Genomic DNA, 20,119 nt, shown 5'->3' on the forward strand with positions numbered 1-20,119 from the left:
TTGCATGTGTTAGGCCTGCCGCCAGCGTTCAATCTGAGCCATGATCAAACTCTTCAATTAAAAGTTTTTTCGAACTTTCGTTCGACTCAATGAATTCTACTGTCATGCGCTAACTTTAATGTGTCAAAGACAATCAAAGTTAACTTGTGTCAAGTATGAACATTCGTTGAGATTTAAATTTTGATGACTTACCTTTCTAATGAAAGAAATGAGTAGGTCATTTCGAATTTCTCAACACTGTGAATGTCCACACAGATTATTTGATAAATTGTTAAAGAGCGTTGACCGTTTCAACCGGTCAGGGCTGCGTATTTTACGCATTCCCGTTGTGGCGTCAAGGGTTTTTTCAAACTTTCTTTTCGCCGTTGATTTGGATGCTCATTTGCGATTCAAATCAAGCTGTCACGTTTGCTGCATACCGAAATTGTTTGCCGCTGTGCCGTGTCAGTGGATGCGCATTATAGGGAGATTTAGAAACCGCGCAAGGGCTTTTATACAAAAAGATCGCTTTTTTTATGTTTTTTTTGCACTGGCCAGCTTACCCACATTTGACCCACCATTTACCCCCAAAGTTATCCACATTTACTGTTTTTACGGTCAATTTTTCAGCACACTGATCTGTGATGCTTTCCAATTCAAAGTGGTTATTTAGCTAAAGGTTGTTTTGTTTAAACCTAATAACAAAAAAGCAGCGAATTATCGCTGCTTTTCATTTTAACCCAATTTAAATTAGGTCAGTTTGCCGTGGCATTGTTTGTACTTCTTACCAGAGCCGCATGGGCAAGGGTCGTTACGACCAACTTTTTCACCATCACGAATAACTGTTCTATTCGCGGCTGGTGCTGGCTCATCTTCATTTAGGCCTTGAGCTGCAGCGTGTTGGTAATCGCGTTGAATTTTCTCTTGTTCTTCACGGCGACGTTGCTCCATTTCATCTACATCAGATTGTGCTTGTACCTGAACTTTAGATAATACGCTGATGACATCATGTTTGAGTGTTTCCAGCATTTGCTGGAATAGCTCAAATGATTCGCGCTTATACTCCTGCTTAGGATTCTTCTGCGCATAACCACGTAAATGGATACCTTGGCGTAAATGGTCCATTGCAGCTAAATGCTCTTTCCACAAGCCATCGAGTGTTTGTAGCATCACAGCTTTTTCAAATTGGCGTAGCACTTGTGGGCCAACCATCTCTTCTTTCGCTTTATAAGCTGTGGTCCATGTTTCTAGAATACGCTCACGTAATGTTTCTTCGTGAAGGTCATCTTCTTTGTCTAGCCACTCTTGTACAGGCATAGATAATGACAATTCATTTTGTAAACGCTGCTCTAGACCTGGTACATCCCAAAGCTCTTCAACTGATTGCGGTGGTATATATTGATCAATGATGCCTGTGATAACGTCTTCTTCAATATTCTTAACGGTATCTTCAATGCTTTCGGCATCCATCAACTCGTTACGTTGTGAGTACACAACTTGACGCTGGTCATTGGCAACATCATCATACTCAAGTAATTGCTTACGAATATCAAAGTTACGTGCTTCCACTTTACGCTGTGCATTTTCAATCGCACGCGACACCCATGGATGCTCAATTGCTTCACCTTCTTCCATACCGAGCTTTTTCATCATGCCTGATACACGGTCTGAGGCGAAGATACGCATTAAGCTATCTTCCATAGAAAGGTAGAAACGAGATGAACCCGCATCACCTTGACGACCAGCACGACCACGAAGCTGATTATCGATACGGCGTGATTCATGGCGCTCAGTACCTAGAATATGTAAACCGCCTGCTGCAAGTACTTCATCGTGACGCACCTGCCAATCTGCTTTGATTTTGGCGATTTGCTCTTCAGATGGATTATTCAGTGCAGCGATTTCCATGTTCCAGTTGCCACCTAACACGATATCGGTACCACGACCTGCCATGTTAGTTGCAATGGTAACCGCACCCAACCGACCTGCTTGAGCAACGATGTCGGCTTCTTTTTCATGGAATTTAGCATTCAGTACACTGTGAGGGATTTTAGCTTTTTTCAGTAACATAGCTAAAAGCTCTGACTGCTCAATAGATACAGTACCGACTAGCACAGGCTGACCACGCTCACGACAGCCTAGGATGTCCTTGATAATGGCATCATGCTTTTCATCTGCCGTTAGGTAGACTAAATCGGCCATGTCATTTCTAACCATAGGGCGGTTTGTTGGCACAACAACGGTATCTAAACCATAAATATGCTGGAACTCAAACGCTTCAGTATCAGCTGTACCAGTCATACCCGCTAGTTTTTCATATTGGCGGAAATAATTCTGGAATGTAATAGAGGCGAGTGTTTGGTTCTCGTTTTGGATTTGAACACCTTCTTTTGCTTCTACAGCTTGGTGCAAACCTTCTGACCAACGACGGCCAGGCATTGTACGACCTGTATGCTCATCGACAATTACGATATCACCATCTTGGACAATGTAATCGACATCACGCTCAAATAAGGTGTGTGCTCTAAGTGCTGCATTAACATGGTGTAGCAATGAGATGTTTGAAGCAGAGTAAAGCGAATCGTCTGCGGCTAACATGCCACGCTCAATTAGCAGTTGCTCTACTTTTTCCTGACCACGTTCAGTTAAGTGAACTTGCTTTGCTTTCTCATCAACACTGAAGTCACCCTCACCTATTTCGTCTTCTGTGTCTTCTTTTTCTTGCTGGATAAGATTAGGGATCAGCGTATTTACTTTAGTATAAAGCTCTGAGCTGTCTTCAGCTGCACCAGAGATGATCAATGGTGTACGCGCTTCATCAATTAAAATTGAGTCAACTTCATCGATAAGTGCATAGTGCAATGGACGCTGGACACGCTCTTGCGGTGAAAACGCCATGTTGTCACGCAAATAGTCAAAGCCAAACTCATTGTTGGTACCATAAGTGATATCTGAGTTATATGCTTCTTTCTTTTCAGCTTGGCCAAGACCGGCTACGTTAATGCCAACCGTTAAACCTAAGAACTCAAATAACGAACGGTTAAACTCAGCATCACGTCGCGCTAAGTAATCATTGACCGTAATAATATGTACGCCTTTACCTGTAATACCATTTAGATAGGCAGGTAAGGTTGCTGTCAGTGTTTTACCTTCACCAGTTCGCATTTCTGCAATACGGTTACTGTCTAACACCATGCCACCTAACAACTGCACGTCGAAGTGGCGCATTTCAAATACACGCTTTGAAGCTTCGCGAACAGTAGCAAACGCTTCTGCCATAATGGCATCTAAGGTTTCGCCTTTTTCTAAACGCTCACGAAATTCTGCCGTTTTTGCTTTTAGTTCTTCATCAGACAGTTTTTCATATTCTGCTTCTAATGCATTTATGTTTTTGACAACTTTGCCAAGGCCTTTTAATGTGCGGTCGTTGCGGCTGCCGAATACTTTTGTCAGTAATTTACCTAACATCTTAATCACTTTTCTCTAATTGGTTGGCGCTAAAAGCGCAATTACCTGATTTATAAAATAGCTTTGCGATAAACAAATTTTCGCGGATCAATTTGTTGTCCATTTCGCAAGACCTCGTAATGCACATGGGGGCCTGTGGAACGACCTGTGCTTCCCATACTGGCAATTCTATCGCCTTTGGCAACGACATCACCAACGTTTACTGACAAAGATTTATTGTGCCCATAACGAGTGTGGTAACCATTTCCATGATCAATTTCCACTAACTCACCATAGCCAAACATACTTCCCGACCATGTAATTACACCTGCTGCGGTTGCAACTACATCGGCACCCTCACTACCCGCAAAATCAATGCCTTTATGCATCGTTCTACGACCGTTGAAAGGATCATTACGTAAACCATAAGCCGACGATAACCAGCCTTTGGTTATCGGTCGCCCTGAAATGTAGCGTTCTTTATCTATATGGAGATTAGAAGCGACGGTTTCAAGTAACGATAATTGCAGATTATTATTATCGATTCTTGACGCCAAAGAATTCATGTCGTTGATGAGCTGATTTAGCTCAATTTCACGGCCTGCTTCATTAAAGCCACCTAGGCCAACTTCATTAGCGAAGTCGAACTGGTCTTCAATTGAGTTATTGTCAGCGACTTGCTGACCTAAGGCCTCTAGACGTGTCACTTTTGCCTGCATTTTGGCCACATGAGTGACCAACAGTGCAAGCTGTGACTCAGTTGCTGACTTTAAATCATCAACTTGTTGTTCTTGCTGTTCACGCAGCTGATTATTATGTTCAACTTCAGCTTGCTGTTGCTCAAATTGATTTGAGCTGTGTTTGTAAAGACCGGTACCTGCCACCATCAACATAATGGGGAGTAGCAACCAACGTTTGCCTGGTTGCCAGCGGGTTACTCCATTCCGACCTTGAATAAAAACTGTTACACTCATAGCCTATCTTAGCCATTTAATTATCATATGAAAAAGCCCCCTCAAGATCTCAGCAACTTATTACACTTGTCAGGTAAATTCCCTGAGCTTGCTGAGAAAGCAGAACTACTAAATCATCTTAACCAACATGTTAAGCAAGCTTTAGCAGGTCCTGTGGCAGAGCAGCTTCATGTGGCTAACCTCCGCCAGGGTGTTCTTGTTATTGAAACAACATCTGCAGCTTGGGCTGCAAGAGTTAATTTTCAAAAGCCTAAACTACTACGACAACTTCAGGCTGAAACTTTACCGATGCTAACTGCTATTGAAGTAAAAATAAATCCTAGATTAGCAATAGTTGAATCCAACAAGCCAATTAATCAATCAAAACTGAGTCTTGAATCAGCAAAACACATTGAAGCATTAGCAGAACATGTTGAAGGGTCACTCGGTGAAAAACTAAAACGGCTGGCTGCATTAGCCAGCCGTGATAGGCAAAACAAATAAGTTTAGGCGAGTACAGCGCCGCCTGGCACCATAAAGCTCACAGGCACTTCAGCCTCGGTATCAAAGCTCACTAATTCCCAAGCATCTTGCTGGGCAAGTAACGCTCTAACTAATTGGTTATTAAGTGCATGACCTGTCTTAAATGCACAGAACTCACCAACGATAGCATGACCAGCAACATACAAGTCACCGAATGCATCTAAAATCTTATGCTTAACGAATTCATCGTCATAACGCAGTCCATCAGGGTTTAGGACACGATATTCGTCAAGCACAACTGCATTTTCCATGCTGCCGCCTAACGCAAGATTATTGGCACGTAGATATTCAATATCACGCATAAAGCCAAATGTTCTTGCACGACTGATATCTTTTACAAATGCAGATGTTGAGAAGTCCATTACCATATGCTGTTGGCTTCGAGAGATTTCAGGGTGATCGAAATCAATCTTGAAGTCGACTTTAAAACCTTTGAAAGGTTTTAGTTCAGCCCACTTATCACCGTCTTCAACACGGATAGGCTTGGTAATTTTTAGGTATTTCTTAGGCGCAGCTTGATCTTTAATGCCTGCACTTTGCAGCAAGAAGACAAACGGGCTAGCACTACCATCCATAATCGGAATTTCTGGCGCATCAACTTCAATGATTGCATTATCAATGCCTAAGCCTGCTAATGCTGCAAATAAATGCTCAATCGTCGAGATTCGTACACCATCATCATTCACTAGTGCTGTACACATAGTGGTTTCACGTACAAGATCTGCCTTCGCCGGAATTTCAACAACCGGATCTAGGTCTGTACGCTTTAAGATAATACCGGTATTGACCGGGGCGGGCATAATGCACAGAGTAACCTTGTTGCCAGAGTGTAATCCGACACCAGTACTCTTCACCATTTTTTGAACAGTTCTTTGAAAAATCATTCAGTTACCCGTAAATATTCTTAATAAACAATCAGATGCACTAAAATACTATAAAGCCTTGCGCAGAGCTGGACACGCATACTATCACAAGTTTGGCATTTCACAAAAAAATAGCTAATTTATGAACGTAATACGTGAGCTCAATAACAAAAAAACCATTACACTCAACAAGTTTGTAACTTATATCTTTACTAGCAAATTAATCTGCTTGCTTACGCAAAAATGCAGGAATATCTAAGTAATCTGCATCAGTACGTTGCATTGGCGCAGGTTGCTGCTGTGTCGCAGTATTACCCGTTGTTAGACCGTGTTGTACTGTTGGTTGCGCCGCTGGTTCGTCTACTGGCTCAACCGCTGCAGGCTCAATCGTAATTGGCTCTGGCTTTGGCGTCGCAACAGGCTTTGTTACTAATTGGATATCAGGCTTTTTCTCTGCGCCAATACCAGTAGCAACAACAGTAACACGTAGCTCTTCACTCATTTCTGGATCAATGACAGCACCCACAACAACTGTAGCATTATCTGAAGCATATGCCTTAACATGGTTACCCACTGTTTCGAGCTCTTCAATGCTAATATCCATGCCAGCAGTAATGTTAACCAATACGCCGCGTGCACCAGCTAAATCAATATCTTCAAGTAATGGGCTTGCTACAGCAGCTTCAGCAGCTTCTTCTGCACGGTCATCACCAGTTGCTACACCAGTGCCCATCATGGCATTACCCATTTCTGACATAACCGTCTTCACGTCTGCAAAGTCGACGTTAATGAGACCAGGGCGTGTAATAAGTTCAGCAATACCTTGCACTGCACCTAATAAGACATTATTCGCTGCTGCAAAAGCATCTAATAATGTCGTGCCACGGCCGAGTACTTTTAGTAGCTTTTCATTAGGGATGGTGATCAGTGAATCAACATGTTTTGCGAGTTCTGCAATCCCTTGATCAGCAAACGTCATACGCTTTTTGCCTTCAAATGGGAACGGCTTAGTCACGACCGCAACGGTAAGAATACCTTCTTCTTTTGCAATTTCAGCCACTACCGGTGCTGCACCTGTACCAGTACCACCGCCCATACCAGCAGCAATAAATACCATGTCAGAGCCTTTGATTGCAGCGCGAATATTTTCACGATCTTCTTCTGCAGCTTGACGGCCAACTTCTGGGTTAGCACCTGCTCCTAAACCTTTAGTGACATCGCGTCCTAATTGAATAGTTGAGCCAGCTCCTGATTTACGCAATGCCTGTGCATCCGTGTTTGTGACGATAAACTCAACACCTTCAATGCTGTGTTTAACCATATGTTCGACAGCGTTACCACCGCCGCCACCGACGCCGATGACCTTAATCACCGCTTCGTCTGAATGAGTGTCCATGATCTCAAACATTGTCTGATCTCCGTATATTTGCGTTATTAAAATTCACCCTTGAACCAGCTTTTAGCTCTATTTAAGAAGCTGGTAACCCCTTGACGTTCAGGTCGTTCAGTTTGTCGCTCAATGACTCTGTTCGCCCCATAGTGCAACAACCCTATACCCGTAGCGTAAATAGGCTGGTCCACATATTCGTAAAGCCCTTTTATAGGCAATGGTGTTGCCACACGTACTGGCATACCAAATGTCGCTTCGGCAATATCAACAGCTCCATCAATAGATGAAGTACCACCCGTTAATACAATACCTGCCGCAACTTGATCTTCTAGGCCACTCTCTTGCAGCTGTTTAAGCACTAACTCAAATAGCTCTTGATAGCGTGGCTCAACCACTTCAGCTAAGGTATGACGCGACATGCTTCTAGACGGTCGCCCACCCACTGAAGGGACTTCAATACTTTCCTCTCTGCTCACCGTGTTACTGCGAGCTGAGGCATATTGCACTTTAATTTGTTCAGCATTTGGCTGAGGTGTTCTGAATATCTTGGCGATATCACTAGTCACTTGATTCCCCGCGACAGGGATCACTGCACAGTGTCTTAATGCGCCATTGGTGTAGATTGCAATATCTGTGGTACCGCCACCGATATCCACTAAACACACACCTAAATCTTTTTCATCGTTAGTGAGTACGGCATCTGCTGAGGCAATCCCAGAAAACACTAAGTCATCAACGGTTAAATTACAGCGCTCAACGCTTTTAGTAATATTTTTGGCCATATCATTGGCACAGGTTACGATGTGCGCTTTGGCTTCCATACGCATACCCGACATGCCAATAGGACTCTTAATACCATCTTGAACATCGATTGAATATTCTTGAGGTAACACATGCAAGATGCGGCGTTCTGTTGGTATTTTTACCGAACGAGCAGTGTGAATAACGTTATCGACATCTTCTTGAGTCACTTCTTCATCGTTAATCGACACCATGCCATTTTCATTCTGACAAGCGATATGCTTACCTGAGATACTTAAATAAACAGAAGCAACTTGGCAATCAGCCATCAGCTCTGCCTGATCTAAAGCTCGCTTAACACTGCGCATAACAGAGTCGAGATCATTGACCCCCCCTTTGTCCATGCCACGAGAAGGATGATTCCCTAAACCTATGACGCTAATCTCACCATCGGGAAGTACCTCTCCAATAATGACAGCTACTTTTGATGTCCCTATGTCCAACCCTACAATCAGGTTTTTTTCCAGATTTTTGGTCATTTATCGTCGACTCTCTTTTCTGTGTTATGCCAACCAACGGCAAACCCCGTGTCGTATCTCAAATCAATTGTTTCGATCTGTCTGTCACTTTGCATCAGCGTTGGATATACATTAATAAAACGCTGTATACGCGACATCTTATCTTCACGTCCTAACTTGACCTTTATGCCATTGCCCAATACAGCCTGCCATGCATGGCGTGGACTCAAATTCAAACTGGCAAGTGCGAAACCATTTATACTCAATAATTCATTCAGTTGCTGATAAGCAGTTAACACTTCTGCAGCTGTATCATCAGGGCCTGCTAGTTCTGGTAAGTCTGCAACTTGTGGGTGAGCTAAGGCGTCAAACACTTCACCATTCACATTCACCCAAGATTCGCCATTCCACTTAGCAGCGGCTTGCTGTTCCTGCAGCGTCACTTTAAATCTAGCTGGCCATTCGCGCCTAACTGATGCATGGTAAACCCAAGGCAACCCCTCTAGGGCTTGCTGCACATCCATCACATCAGCACTAAAAAAACTATTCTCTAACATCGACTGCAGGGCAGTCTGGATTTCCTCATCAGAGGTAAACCTTCTGTCCCCTTTTACGGCAACAGCTTCAATTGGGAGTGCGTCTGCATCATTTAACAATGCATGTAACGAGTACGCTGACCAAAAAACACCAAACAATACGCTAATTAGAAACAGTAACCCAGTACATAAATACCAGTTAACCTGCCTGAAACTTTGCGCTACTTGACGTCCTTTTTCTCCCCAAGACACGGTTAAAGCCTCTCTACACGATGAATGTGATTATACTCGCAGAGATCAGTCATTATATCGACCAATTACACACTATTAAAGTGTGATTTATCTCAGAAACAAATCCACACAAATCAATCATTTCCGTTAATACTTTTGATCAAATCAAAGCCTAAACAACTTGAAGCTAAGTTTTTTGACAATGCGCCAATATTACCTGCGCCTTGTGTTAGCAGTAGATCGTCGTTACTCAACACGTCTGGTAACACCGCCGTAAGCTGCTCAGGACTTGATACAAATACTGGGTCAAGTTGCCCACGAGCTCTGATAGAACGGCATAAAGCGCGTCCATCTGCACCAGGAATTGGCGCCTCACCAGCGGCATAAACATCTAATAGCACTAGGCAATCGACTTGAGATAGCACATCCACAAAGTCTTCATATAAATCACGTGTACGACTATATCTGTGTGGCTGATATGCCATCACTAATCGTTTGTCAGGCCACCCTGCTCTTGCCGCCTTAATCGTGGCTAATACTTCACTTGGATGATGACCATAATCATCAACCAGCATCACGTTACCATTCGGTGTATCAAAATCACCTAAATGCTGAAAACGCCTGCCAATGCCTTCAAACTTGGCTAACGCTGCGACAATAGCAGCATCATCAATTTCATCTTCGGTTGCCACTGCAATCGTCGCTAACGCATTTAATACGTTGTGAGCGCCGGGTAAATTCAACACAATATCTAAGTCAGGTTTACCTTGCCTTTTCACGGTAAAACTAGAATGATTGCCTTGCTGAACAAAATTCACAGCTTGCACGTCAGCATCAGCGCTAAAACCATAAGTCACAATTTGACGGCCGACTCTTGGCATAATTTCTCTGACGATTGCATCATCAATACACATCACAGCTACACCGTAAAACGGCAAGTTATGCAAAAAATCGACGAAGGTGTTCTTTAACACCTCTATATCACCGCCATAGGTATCCATATGGTCAGCTTCGATATTAGTGATTACACTCACCATAGGCTGTAGATGCAAAAAGCTAGCATCACTTTCATCGGCTTCAGCAATCAGGTAACGACTGGTACCTAACCTTGCATTGGTTCCTGCGCTATTTAACAGCCCACCAATAACAAAAGTCGGATCACGCTCTGCTTCACCATATACACTTGCAATTAAACTCGTCGTCGTGGTTTTACCGTGAGTCCCCGCAACAGCAACGCCATGGCGATATCGCATTAGTTCAGCCAACATCTCTGCTCGGCGAACAATGGGAGTACGATTTTCTTTCGCAGCAACAATTTCAGGGTTTTCACTATCAATTGCAGTAGAAACCACTACCACATCAACGTTGCTAACACTCTTGGCTTCATGACCAATAATGACTGTCGCGCCAAACTTAACTAAACGCTCGGTAACACTATTCTCGGCAATATCAGAGCCACTGACCTGATAACCTTCATTGAGTAATACTTCGGCAATTCCACCCATGCCAGCACCGCCAATTCCAACAAAATGAATGCGCTTAATGCGTCTCATTTCTGGGATCATACTTCTGAGCTGTGCATACTTTTCTGTCTTAGTCATTTTTACCCTTACCCACAAATGAAGCACATACATTGGCGACAGATTCCGTTGCATTCACCACAGCCACTTCATTTGCTTTTTGCCCCATCAGGGCTAATTTATCTCTATCTGCGGCTAGACTCCCTAGCACGCTGGCCAAACTATCAGCTGTTAACTCGGGTTGAGGTAACAAGACCCCAGCACCAGAATCAACCAACACTGATGCATTTATTGTTTGATGGTCATCAACGGCATGTGGATAAGGTACTAAAATGCTCGGTAAACCCACAGCTGCTAATTCAGATACGGTTAACGCACCAGAACGGCAAACCACCACATCAGCCCAGCGGTATGCCGCTTCCATATCATCAATAAACTCAGCCACGTTGACTGCCACTAACTGACGATGTGCTTGATAAGCAGCTTTTACAGCATCAAGGTTATTCTTTCCAACTTGATGCCACACCGTAAAGCTATGCTGTTGGCTCAATTGCGCCACAGCTAAGGGCATTGTGTCATTGAGCACTTTGGCCCCTAAACTTCCACCCACAACCAGTACTTTTAAATCATCTTGATGATTAGCCTGCCTGTGCTTTGCCAGTGCCACTAATTCTTGGCGAATTGGGTTGCCTACTACATCTACATTGTTTACGTCTGCTGCAAATGTGTTGGGAAATGCACACAACACCTTATTTGCCATTTTTGATAATATTTTATTGGTCATCCCAGGTATGGCATTTTGCTCATGCAACACTAGCGGAATACCGCTCAACTTTGCGGCAACGCCGCCAGGGCCACTAGCAAAGCCCCCCATACCTAGCACGACATCAGGTTTAAATTCCGCAATAACCTGCTTTGCCTGAATAATCGAGCGTATAATTTTAAATGGCGCGGCGAGTTTCCTGATTAAACCATTGCCTCTGACGCCTTTGATATCGATATATTCAATATCAAACCCATGCTGAGGCACCAAACGAGCTTCCATGCGATCTGCCGTGCCTAACCAGCGTACTTGCCAGCCTTTATCAGCTAGATACTTAGCTACGGCTAACGCTGGAAATACATGACCACCAGTTCCACCGGCCATGACTAATATTTTTGGTGCACATGTTGATGCAACCGAACTCATGTTCTGCTCCTACCCTGAACGGCTTGGACTAAACTCAAGCGCCGTTCGTGGTCAATTCTCACTAATAACATTACTGCTGCAGTCATCACCCAAAGGCTACTACCGCCATAACTAACAAAGGGCAAGGTTAAGCCCTTAGTTGGCAACATGCCGATACTCGCACCGACATTCACCACAGTCTGAAAACAAATCCAAATGCCAACACCATAGGCCACATAACCTTCAAATGGTTTTTGCGCCATCAAACATAAATTGCCTAAACGGATGGCTCTTAGCGCAACAAAGAACAACACCAAGAGCACTACAACAATGCCAATAAATCCAAGTTCTTCACCAATAACGGCAAAAATAAAGTCGGTGTGCGCTTCAGGCAAATAAGCCAATTTTTGAATGCTATTACCTAACCCCTGCCCAAACCAATCACCACGACCATAGGCCATTAATGACTGTGTTAGCTGATAACCACTGCCAAAAGGGTCATCCCATGGATCCATAAACGATGTCACACGTCGCATTCGATATGGCTCAACCCAAACTAAAAATACAAAGGTTAAAAAGCCAAGTAGTATCAATACAATAAAGTGTACGATTCTCGCACCAGCCAAAAACAGTAAACTGACAGTACACACAAACAATACAACCACTGTGCCTAAATCTGGCTGGAACAAAATGAGTAACGCAAACAAACCATAAACACCGATAGGTTTATAGAAGCCTTTGCGATTCTCTAACAACTCGCCATGGCGCCTTACCAAGTAGCCAGCCATATATACAATAAATATAAACTTCGCTATTTCAGCTACTTGTATACGTATTGGACCAAGTACTAGCCAGCGTCTTGCACCATTCACCGAAGTACCAAACACCAATACCGCAATCAGCATGGCTAATACGACAAGCATGAGCAAACCACTGTGTTGTTCCCAGTATTTCACCTCAAATTTGAGTACCACTGCAGCGATAAAAAAGCAGCCAATCAAATAAAATGCATGACGATTAATAAAGTAATAGGGATCGCCCTTTAATTTGGTAGCTTCCGGCATCGAAGCCGACATCACCATGACAAAACCCAGCCCCATGAGTGCAAGGATTGCCACAACAAAACTACGGTCATACAACTGTAAACCTGTAGTTTTTTCTTCACCCAGCAATGACGGTAAACGCCATTTAGCGCCTTGTTTGAACAAACTTAATTGTTGTTCAACATTAGGCATCCGCAATTTGCTCCACACATTGGGTAAAATCATCACCCCGTGCCATAAAATTACTGTACATATCTAGGCTGGCGCAGGCTGGAGACAAGATAACAATATCGCCAGACATCGCTTCAGCGGCAGCATGTTCAACCGCTTGTTTCATATTTTTGACTTGCACAGTGCCAGACTTCAGCTTGGCAATTTTGTCGCCGTCTGCACCTAAGGTAATCAGCTCAGTCACTTGTGACAGCACGCCCTCAAGTGGCGCAAAGTCAGCACCTTTGCCGTCGCCTCCGGCAATGAGGTAAATATCGCCTAAATGCGAATCAAAACCTTCAATGGCAGCAACGGTAGCGCCAACATTGGTCGCTTTAGAATCATTGATGTAATACACACCATTCTTCTCTGCCACTAACTCACAGCGATGGCTTAAGCCTTTGAACGCTTTAGCAACATTGACCATACTGTTTTTATCAACGCCACAAGCATCAACTAATGCCATTGCTGCCATCACATTGGCATGGTTATGACTACCAATAATGCCAATGTTATCTAGTGCCATGATCTCACTAGTTCCGTGAAAAATTTGTCCATCAACAATGCCCCAACCATCACTCTCTGGTACATCTAAGCCAAAGCTATTCTGATTCATGGGTTCATCAGGTTTAGTCAACTCATCTTCGCGGTTATACATCAAAAAGCGTGTTTGCTGATATAAGCGTACTTTGGCGTCTCGATATGAATTGATATCACTGTATCTATCCATATGGTCTTCACAAAGATTCAAGCAGGCAGCGGCAATACAATTGAGCGATGATGTGGTTTCTAACTGGAAGCTTGAAAGCTCTAACACATAGAAATCAGCGTCTTGGCTAAGCAAATCGAGCGCAGGCGTACCAATATTACCGCCCATCACCACCTTATGACCTGCATCCGCCAACATATCTTTGACTAATGTGGTGACCGTCGATTTACCATTTGAACCAGTGATGCCAATCACACAAGGTTTACGTGAGGCTAGTTCCCTGGCAAACAGCTCAATATCACCAATCACTTCGATACCCATATCAAGTGCAGCACGCACTTCAGGGGTATCTAACGCAATACCTGGACTGACGATCAATTGCTGAGCTTGCACGATATAACGGCAATCAAACCCTCCTCGCACTAACTCTATATCAGGGAATTCATCAGCTAACGTCTTAGCGCCAGGAGGCTGCCTACGGCTGTCCATCACCAAAGGTGTTATCCCTTTTTGCATCAAAAAGCGCACGACAGACAACCCCGTCGCGCCCAGTCCTAATACAATGTGTGAATATCGATTTTGCATAGGGTTACCTTAGCTTCAGCGTTGCTAAACCTAGCAACACTAAAAACAGCGATATAATCCAAAAGCGCACGATCACCCGTGGCTCAGGCCAGCCTTTTAACTCATAGTGATGGTGAATCGGCGCCATTCTAAAAATACGTTGGCCACGTAATTTATAAGAGCCAACCTGTAAGATCACTGACACGGTTTCCATCACGAATACACCACCCATGATCACCAATAAGATTTCTTGTCTCACCAAAATAGCAATCACACCCAGTGCTGCACCTAAGGCAAGAGAACCTACATCACCCATGAACATTTGTGCAGGGTAAGTGTTAAACCATAAGAAGCCTAAGCCTGCACCTACAATTGCGGTGCACACAATCACTAACTCACCTGCCAGCGGCAAATGAGGAATATTCAAATAATTAGCAAACTGAGCATGACCAGATAAATAAGCAATTAAAGCAAACGCTGCTGCAACCATCACGGTTGGCATAATAGCGAGACCATCTAGGCCATCAGTAAGGTTCACCGCATTACTTGAGCCGACAATGGTAAAGTAAGCCAGCACTAAGTACATTAACCCCAGTTGCGGCATAACATCTTTGAAGAACGGCACCACAAGCTGAGTTTCACCTGGTGTTTGTGCCGTCACATACAATACAACGGCGACAACTAAGGCTGCGATTGACTGCAAGGCATATTTCCATTTGGCGATAAGCCCCTTGGTGTCTTTTCGTACGACTTTTCGATAGTCATCAATAAAGCCAATACCACCAAAACTCGCCAGTACAAATAAAGTGACTAATACGTAACGGTTACCAAGATCACCCCACAACAGCACACTGATAAAAATCCCCGCAAGGATTAACAGTCCACCCATGGTAGGCGTGCCACGTTTACTAAAGTGCGATTCAGGCCCGTCGTTACGGACTACTTGACCAATTTGCATGACCTGCAAACGCTCAATTAATTTTGGTCCCCACCACAAGCTAAAGATCAATGCCGTCATCAAGCCCAAAATGGCTCTGAATGTAACGTAAGAAAAAACATTGAACCCGCTATAAAACTGGGTTAAATATTCGGCCAAATATGCCAACATTTACACTAACTCCCCACGCTCAAAAGCGCTTTTTAATTCTTCAATCACCCGTTCCATTGCTGCACTGCGCGAACCTTTTACAAGTACAGTGATTTTCCCTTGAACGCGATTTAACTCATGCTTCAGTGCTTGCAGCAACGCCGGCAGTTCATCGAAGTGGCTACCAGAAAACGCTGCACTTGTATAAGTGGTTAAATTCCCACAACAAAAAAGTGAATTTATGTGTTTATCTTTTGCATATTGCCCAATCTCTGCATGCAAAGGGGCAGCATTGTCGCCTAATTCGCCCAAATCTCCCAGCACTAAACAACGATATTGTGTACTTTTGTTAAGCCAATCGATTGCGGCTTTAACCGAGGTTGGGTTGGCGTTATAACTATCATCAACTAATAAAAAGCGGCCTAGCTGTTGTGGCTGCATTCTGCCTTTAACTGGTAAAAGGCCCATTAGACCTTGTGCAATATCAGCTAAATCAATGCCTACCGCGACGCATATAGCACAAGCAGCAAGGGCATTACTTACCTGATGCTCACCTGCTAAGGGCAATTGCACTTGAACCGACTGTTGCTGGTAATGCATCGCAAAGCCAAAACAGCCATGCTCATCCATTACCACATCAGTTGCAGTTACTTCAGCCTCTGCACCCAATCGTGAAAAACGAATAACGTTTTTGCCTTGTGCTTGCTCAATCATGAAATCGCTGTACTTATCGTCCGCATTGATAATCGCAATACCATCGTCACGTAAGTGATTAAAGATTTCAGACTTAGCGGTAGCAATCCCCTGTTCTGAGCCGAAACCCTCCAAGTGGGCGCTGCCGATATTGTTGACTAATGCCACATCTGGTAACACTAAAGATGAAGTGTAATTAATTTCACCCTGATGGTTTGCGCCTAATTCGAACACTCCAAATTGGTCACTTTCGGTCAAACGCAACAAGGTTAATGGCACCCCGATGTCGTTATTAAAGTTGCCATCAGTAAAAAGTACCTGATGTTGCTGGGCTAAAATCGCGGCGACCATTTCTTTAACGGTGGTTTTACCGTTTGAACCCGTTAATGCAATACGCTTAGGATTGATTTGCTCGCATACCCATGCACCGATGTTCCCTAAAGCCGTGTGCGTGTCTTTGACGATAAGTTGAGGAGTTGCCACTTCTAATTGATGGTCAACAACTAGTGCTACTGCACCGTTATCTATGGCTGTCCCAACAAACTGATGGCCATCAAAGCGCGCACCTTTCAGTGCCAAAAACAAACCATTAGCATCTATCTTACGGCTGTCGGTTGTGACCGACTCAATAATAATATCGTCGCCAACTAACGTTGCGTTTAAAGCGGTTGCGAGTTGACTCAAGGTGACGTTAATCATAAGGCCGCCACCATCAACTTCGCTGTGAGTTCACGTTCATCATAGTGGCGTTTTTCGCCCGCTACTTCTTGATATGTTTCATGACCTTTGCCAGCTAACAGCACCACATCACCTGGCTTAGCGAGCGCAACCACTTGCTTAATCGCTGCAACACGATCGACTTCAAACAATGCCTTCTCAGGTGTTTCAAGCCCTTGTTGAATATCGTCAATAATGGCTTGTGGATTTTCGCTACGCGCATTATCACTGGTAACCATTAGTTTATCTGCGCCTTGCTCAGCGGCTTGCGCCATTAATGGTCGTTTACCTTTATCTCTGTCACCACCGCAACCAAATACACACCATAATTGCCCTTGGCAATGTACTCTCAATGCACTCAACGCTTGAGTAAGAGCATCAGGTGTATGGGCATAATCGACCACTAACGTGGCTTTATCAGCTCCACTGAAGCGCTCCATTCGCCCTGGAACGGGTGTCACTTTTGGCAGCACATTGACCATTGCAGCCATGTCGTAACCTTGCTGATGCAAAGCTGCAATCACAGCTAATAGGTTGGATAAATTGAACGCACCTAATAATGGGGATGTGAGTTGCAGCGTTTGCTGACCACCAAATGGTGCGGGGTAATGTATACGGGCATCAACACCTGCATCATGGAATCTAATATCCGAACAATAATAATCAGCTTGTTCATCTTGCATGCTGTATGAACAATATTTTGCATCATCGAGTTCGGCCAACCATTGTTTGCCGATCTCATCATCAAAATTAATGATGCCATGCTGAACTTGCGGGAAGTTGAATATACGCTTTTTCGCGGCGGCATATGCTTTCATATCACCATGAAAATCTAAATGATCGCGACTTAAGTTGGTGAAAACAGCCGTAGTAAAAGGTACCGCTTCAACACGACCTTGCACTAAACCATGACTCGATACTTCCATCGCACAAACTTGGCAGCCTAATGTTTGATAACAACGCAGTTGATTCATCACAGTAATGGCATCGGCAGTGGTGTTACCGCTATCGACTAAATCATGTAACAAACCATTGCCTAGGGTTCCCATAACCGCAGCTTTTTGCTGCATTAATTCAATAATTTGTGCTGCAATTTGGCTAACTGAGGTTTTGCCATTGGTTCCCGTAATCCCAATAATCGCCATCTCTCGAGGATTCACTGGATAAAACTGAGCTGCGATGGCAGAAAGCTGGCGGTGCAGCTGGAAAAAATGAATCACGGGGATCTGTGCATCAGTCATATCTACCTGACCATGCGCTTGCGGTTCATCCGTGTGACTCAGTACTGCGGCTGCGCCTGATTCAATGGCTTGAGTAATAAATTTTCTGCCATCTACCTGAAAACCAGGCAAAGCAACGAACAAAGTACCTGTAGATACTTTGCGACTGTCTAACGTGAGCGCACTAATACGCTCAGCCCCTGAGTAATGAAACCATGGGGCTAGTAAATCATTTAACAACATCATTCTGCGCTCCTTGGCGCAGCAGCCAAATTAATGGCTTCTCTTTTAGAAATAGGCTCAACATTTAGCATCTGCAACGCACCTGACATGATATTGGCAAAAGCAGGGCCAGCGACATCGCCGCCATAATACTTGTCACCTTTGGGTTCGTTAATCACAACAGAGATGGCTAATTTAGGGTTATGTACCGGTGCAACGCCAGCAAATAGCGCGACATAATCATCACCATAACCACCGGCTACAGCTTTACGACTCGTACCGGTTTTACCTGCAACTGGATAACCTTCAATGTGAGCTTTACGCGCCGTACCACCCGCTTCGGTTACGCCAACAAGCATACGCATCACATCGTTGGCAACCTCAGGAGCAATAACTTGTTGCCCTTCAGGCTGATGCTTCAATTTCATAATAGAAACCGGATACAACATGCCACCGCTGCCCAAAGTGGCGTACATTCTGGCAATTTGAAGCGGCGTTGCTGTAAATCCATAGCCAAAAGATAATGTGGCTCTTTCAAAGTCTGACCAACGACGGCGGTCTTGAATTAAACCTGCACTTTCGCCAGTCAGGTTAATGCCGGAATAGTTGCCCAACCCCATCGACTGATACGTGCCTAAGAGCTGTTGTACAGGCATAGATAACGCAATTTTACTGATACCCACGTTACTAGAACGCACAAGAATTCTAGAAAGTGACATGTCACCATTGTTACTCGAGTCACGGACTTGGCGGCCGCCAATTCGCATCCAGCCCGGTGAAGTTGGAATTAATTCATCCCTTTGCACTGTGCCAGCTTCAAGCGCTGCAGCGACGACAAAAGGTTTCACTGTTGAACCCGGCTCAAAGGTATCTGTCAACGCACGGTTGCGCATCCGGTGTGACTGTAAGTTTTGACGTGAATTGGGGTTATACGAAGGCGTATTCACCATGGCTAACACTTCACCCGTATGTACATCGAGCACGACAACTGAACCTGAAGTGGCCTGATACATTTCGGTGGCACGCTTAAGTTCACGATAAGCTAGCTGCTGAATACGCTGATCAATACTCAGTACAATATCGTTAGAGCTTTCTCCCTCTTGCACGATATCTAGGCGCTCAACTACTTTGCCGTCTCTAGATTTACGTACTTTCTGCTTAGACGGTGTGCCGGTTAGCCAGGTATTGTAAGTATTTTCAATCCCTTCAATGCCCACATCATCAATGTTAGTAATACCAATCAATTGCGCAGAGATTTCTCCACCCGGATAGTAACGACGTGACTCAGACTTCAGGTAAATGCCACCAATCTTTAACTTCTGAATGTAATCCGCAACTGCAGGGGTAACTTGGCGCTTTAAGTACACAAAACGACGCTTCGGATCACGCTGTACTTTGTTTACTAATTTATCAACGGGTTCATGTAATACATCAGCAAGTGCTTGCCAGCGGCGCATGTCGCTGAATGCATCCTTGTCATGAGCATGCTTTGGATCAGCCCAAACCGCTCGCACAGGGACACTAACCGCCATCATTTCACCATTACGATCGGTAATAAGGCCTCGCTGTACTTGATTACTGGTGGTGCGCAAGGTGCGCATATCACTCTCTTGACGTAACCTTTCAGGCTCAATGATTTGAATGTAGGCGGCGCGGGCAATTAAACTACCAAGCAACAAAAAAACGAACCCCACCACAACGTATAAACGCCATGGAATAAGTGTCGGATTCTTTTTTCGCTTCGCTTGTCTTGCCATTATCCCTA

At 44.2% G+C, this 20,119-nt stretch carries 15 protein-coding genes; 1 reads left to right on the forward strand and 14 read right to left on the reverse strand.

The genetic code is table 11. From position 1 onward, the window contains the following. Window positions 1–729: 729 nt before the first annotated feature. Both secA and ACHUGF_RS09345 read right to left on the reverse strand, forming a co-directional pair. A complete protein-coding gene (gene secA / locus ACHUGF_RS09340; protein ID WP_394130644.1) occupies window positions 730–3,447 on the reverse strand; it encodes a preprotein translocase subunit SecA in 2,718 nt (905 codons plus the stop codon). A gap of 50 nt (window positions 3,448–3,497) precedes the next feature. Continuing rightward, on the reverse strand, window positions 3,498–4,400 hold the full coding sequence (locus ACHUGF_RS09345; protein WP_394130646.1) for a M23 family metallopeptidase: 903 nt from the start codon (window positions 4,398–4,400) through the stop codon (window positions 3,498–3,500). A 27-nt stretch (window positions 4,401–4,427) separates the two neighbouring features. Here ACHUGF_RS09345 and ACHUGF_RS09350 point away from each other — a divergent pair, with 27 nt between their 5' ends. Further along, a complete protein-coding gene (locus ACHUGF_RS09350; protein ID WP_394130648.1) occupies window positions 4,428–4,883 on the forward strand; it encodes a DUF721 domain-containing protein in 456 nt (151 codons plus the stop codon). Window positions 4,884–4,885: 2 nt separating this feature from the next. On the opposite strand, the gene lpxC is transcribed toward ACHUGF_RS09350, so the two are convergent. From lpxC to ACHUGF_RS09410, 12 genes are all read right to left on the reverse strand, one after another. Next, window positions 4,886–5,806, reverse strand: a complete 921-nt coding sequence (lpxC, locus tag ACHUGF_RS09355; protein WP_394130650.1) for a UDP-3-O-acyl-N-acetylglucosamine deacetylase — start codon at window positions 5,804–5,806, stop codon at window positions 4,886–4,888. Between the two features lie 199 nt (window positions 5,807–6,005). Further along, the gene (ftsZ, locus tag ACHUGF_RS09360) at window positions 6,006–7,193 is read right to left on the reverse strand and encodes a cell division protein FtsZ (protein ID WP_394130651.1); all 1,188 of its coding nucleotides are present in this window, start codon (window positions 7,191–7,193) and stop codon (window positions 6,006–6,008) included. A 26-nt stretch (window positions 7,194–7,219) separates the two neighbouring features. Next, window positions 7,220–8,455, reverse strand: a complete 1,236-nt coding sequence (gene ftsA, locus ACHUGF_RS09365; protein WP_394130653.1) for a cell division protein FtsA — start codon at window positions 8,453–8,455, stop codon at window positions 7,220–7,222. After that, complete coding sequence (locus tag ACHUGF_RS09370; RefSeq protein WP_394130655.1) at window positions 8,452–9,222, reverse strand: cell division protein FtsQ/DivIB; 771 nt, start codon at window positions 9,220–9,222, stop codon at window positions 8,452–8,454. The genes ftsA and ACHUGF_RS09370 overlap by 4 nt, the downstream gene beginning before the upstream one ends. A gap of 113 nt (window positions 9,223–9,335) precedes the next feature. Then, window positions 9,336–10,802: a UDP-N-acetylmuramate--L-alanine ligase gene (murC, locus tag ACHUGF_RS09375; protein ID WP_394130656.1), complete on the reverse strand. Its 1,467-nt coding sequence runs from the start codon at window positions 10,800–10,802 to the stop codon at window positions 9,336–9,338. Beyond that, a complete protein-coding gene (gene murG / locus ACHUGF_RS09380) occupies window positions 10,795–11,910 on the reverse strand; it encodes an undecaprenyldiphospho-muramoylpentapeptide beta-N-acetylglucosaminyltransferase (RefSeq protein ID WP_394130657.1) in 1,116 nt (371 codons plus the stop codon). Before murG ends, murC begins: the two co-directional genes overlap by 8 nt. Beyond that, on the reverse strand, window positions 11,907–13,124 hold the full coding sequence (gene ftsW, locus ACHUGF_RS09385; protein ID WP_394130659.1) for a cell division protein FtsW: 1,218 nt from the start codon (window positions 13,122–13,124) through the stop codon (window positions 11,907–11,909). Before ftsW ends, murG begins: the two co-directional genes overlap by 4 nt. Continuing rightward, window positions 13,117–14,436, reverse strand: coding sequence for a UDP-N-acetylmuramoyl-L-alanine--D-glutamate ligase (murD, locus tag ACHUGF_RS09390; RefSeq protein ID WP_394130661.1), 1,320 nt, complete (start codon window positions 14,434–14,436; stop codon window positions 13,117–13,119). The genes ftsW and murD overlap by 8 nt, the downstream gene beginning before the upstream one ends. A gap of 4 nt (window positions 14,437–14,440) precedes the next feature. Further along, entirely contained in the window at window positions 14,441–15,523 is a 1,083-nt protein-coding gene (gene mraY / locus ACHUGF_RS09395) for a phospho-N-acetylmuramoyl-pentapeptide-transferase (RefSeq protein ID WP_394130663.1), read from the reverse strand. After that, entirely contained in the window at window positions 15,524–16,894 is a 1,371-nt protein-coding gene (locus ACHUGF_RS09400; protein WP_394130665.1) for a UDP-N-acetylmuramoyl-tripeptide--D-alanyl-D-alanine ligase, read from the reverse strand. After that, entirely contained in the window at window positions 16,891–18,378 is a 1,488-nt protein-coding gene (gene murE, locus ACHUGF_RS09405) for a UDP-N-acetylmuramoyl-L-alanyl-D-glutamate--2,6-diaminopimelate ligase (RefSeq protein ID WP_394130667.1), read from the reverse strand. Before murE ends, ACHUGF_RS09400 begins: the two co-directional genes overlap by 4 nt. Beyond that, entirely contained in the window at window positions 18,375–20,111 is a 1,737-nt protein-coding gene (locus ACHUGF_RS09410; protein WP_394130669.1) for a peptidoglycan D,D-transpeptidase FtsI family protein, read from the reverse strand. The genes murE and ACHUGF_RS09410 overlap by 4 nt, the downstream gene beginning before the upstream one ends. Window positions 20,112–20,119 lie beyond the last annotated feature (8 nt).

The organism is Shewanella maritima (genome assembly GCF_043643735.1).
Lineage (GTDB): Bacteria > Pseudomonadota > Gammaproteobacteria > Enterobacterales > Shewanellaceae > Shewanella > Shewanella maritima_A.

Excerpts from the sequence above, each read along its gene's own strand:
- lpxC (WP_394130650.1), bottom strand. The coding sequence starts at position 5,806 with ATGATTTTTCAAAGAACTGTTCAAAAAATGGTGAAGAGTACTGGTGTC.
- murE (WP_394130667.1), bottom strand. The coding sequence starts at position 18,378 with ATGATGTTGTTAAATGATTTACTAGCCCCATGGTTTCATTACTCAGGG.
- ftsA (WP_394130653.1), bottom strand. The coding sequence starts at position 8,455 with ATGACCAAAAATCTGGAAAAAAACCTGATTGTAGGGTTGGACATAGGG.
- mraY (WP_394130663.1), bottom strand. The coding sequence starts at position 15,523 with ATGTTGGCATATTTGGCCGAATATTTAACCCAGTTTTATAGCGGGTTC.
- murG (WP_394130657.1), bottom strand. The coding sequence starts at position 11,910 with ATGAGTTCGGTTGCATCAACATGTGCACCAAAAATATTAGTCATGGCC.
- secA (WP_394130644.1), bottom strand. The coding sequence starts at position 3,447 with ATGTTAGGTAAATTACTGACAAAAGTATTCGGCAGCCGCAACGACCGC.
- ACHUGF_RS09350 (WP_394130648.1), top strand. The coding sequence starts at position 4,428 with ATGAAAAAGCCCCCTCAAGATCTCAGCAACTTATTACACTTGTCAGGT.
- ACHUGF_RS09400 (WP_394130665.1), bottom strand. The coding sequence starts at position 16,894 with ATGATTAACGTCACCTTGAGTCAACTCGCAACCGCTTTAAACGCAACG.
- ftsW (WP_394130659.1), bottom strand. The coding sequence starts at position 13,124 with ATGCCTAATGTTGAACAACAATTAAGTTTGTTCAAACAAGGCGCTAAA.
- ftsZ (WP_394130651.1), bottom strand. The coding sequence starts at position 7,193 with ATGTTTGAGATCATGGACACTCATTCAGACGAAGCGGTGATTAAGGTC.
- ACHUGF_RS09345 (WP_394130646.1), bottom strand. The coding sequence starts at position 4,400 with ATGAGTGTAACAGTTTTTATTCAAGGTCGGAATGGAGTAACCCGCTGG.
- murD (WP_394130661.1), bottom strand. The coding sequence starts at position 14,436 with ATGCAAAATCGATATTCACACATTGTATTAGGACTGGGCGCGACGGGG.
- ACHUGF_RS09410 (WP_394130669.1), bottom strand. The coding sequence starts at position 20,111 with ATGGCAAGACAAGCGAAGCGAAAAAAGAATCCGACACTTATTCCATGG.
- murC (WP_394130656.1), bottom strand. The coding sequence starts at position 10,802 with ATGACTAAGACAGAAAAGTATGCACAGCTCAGAAGTATGATCCCAGAA.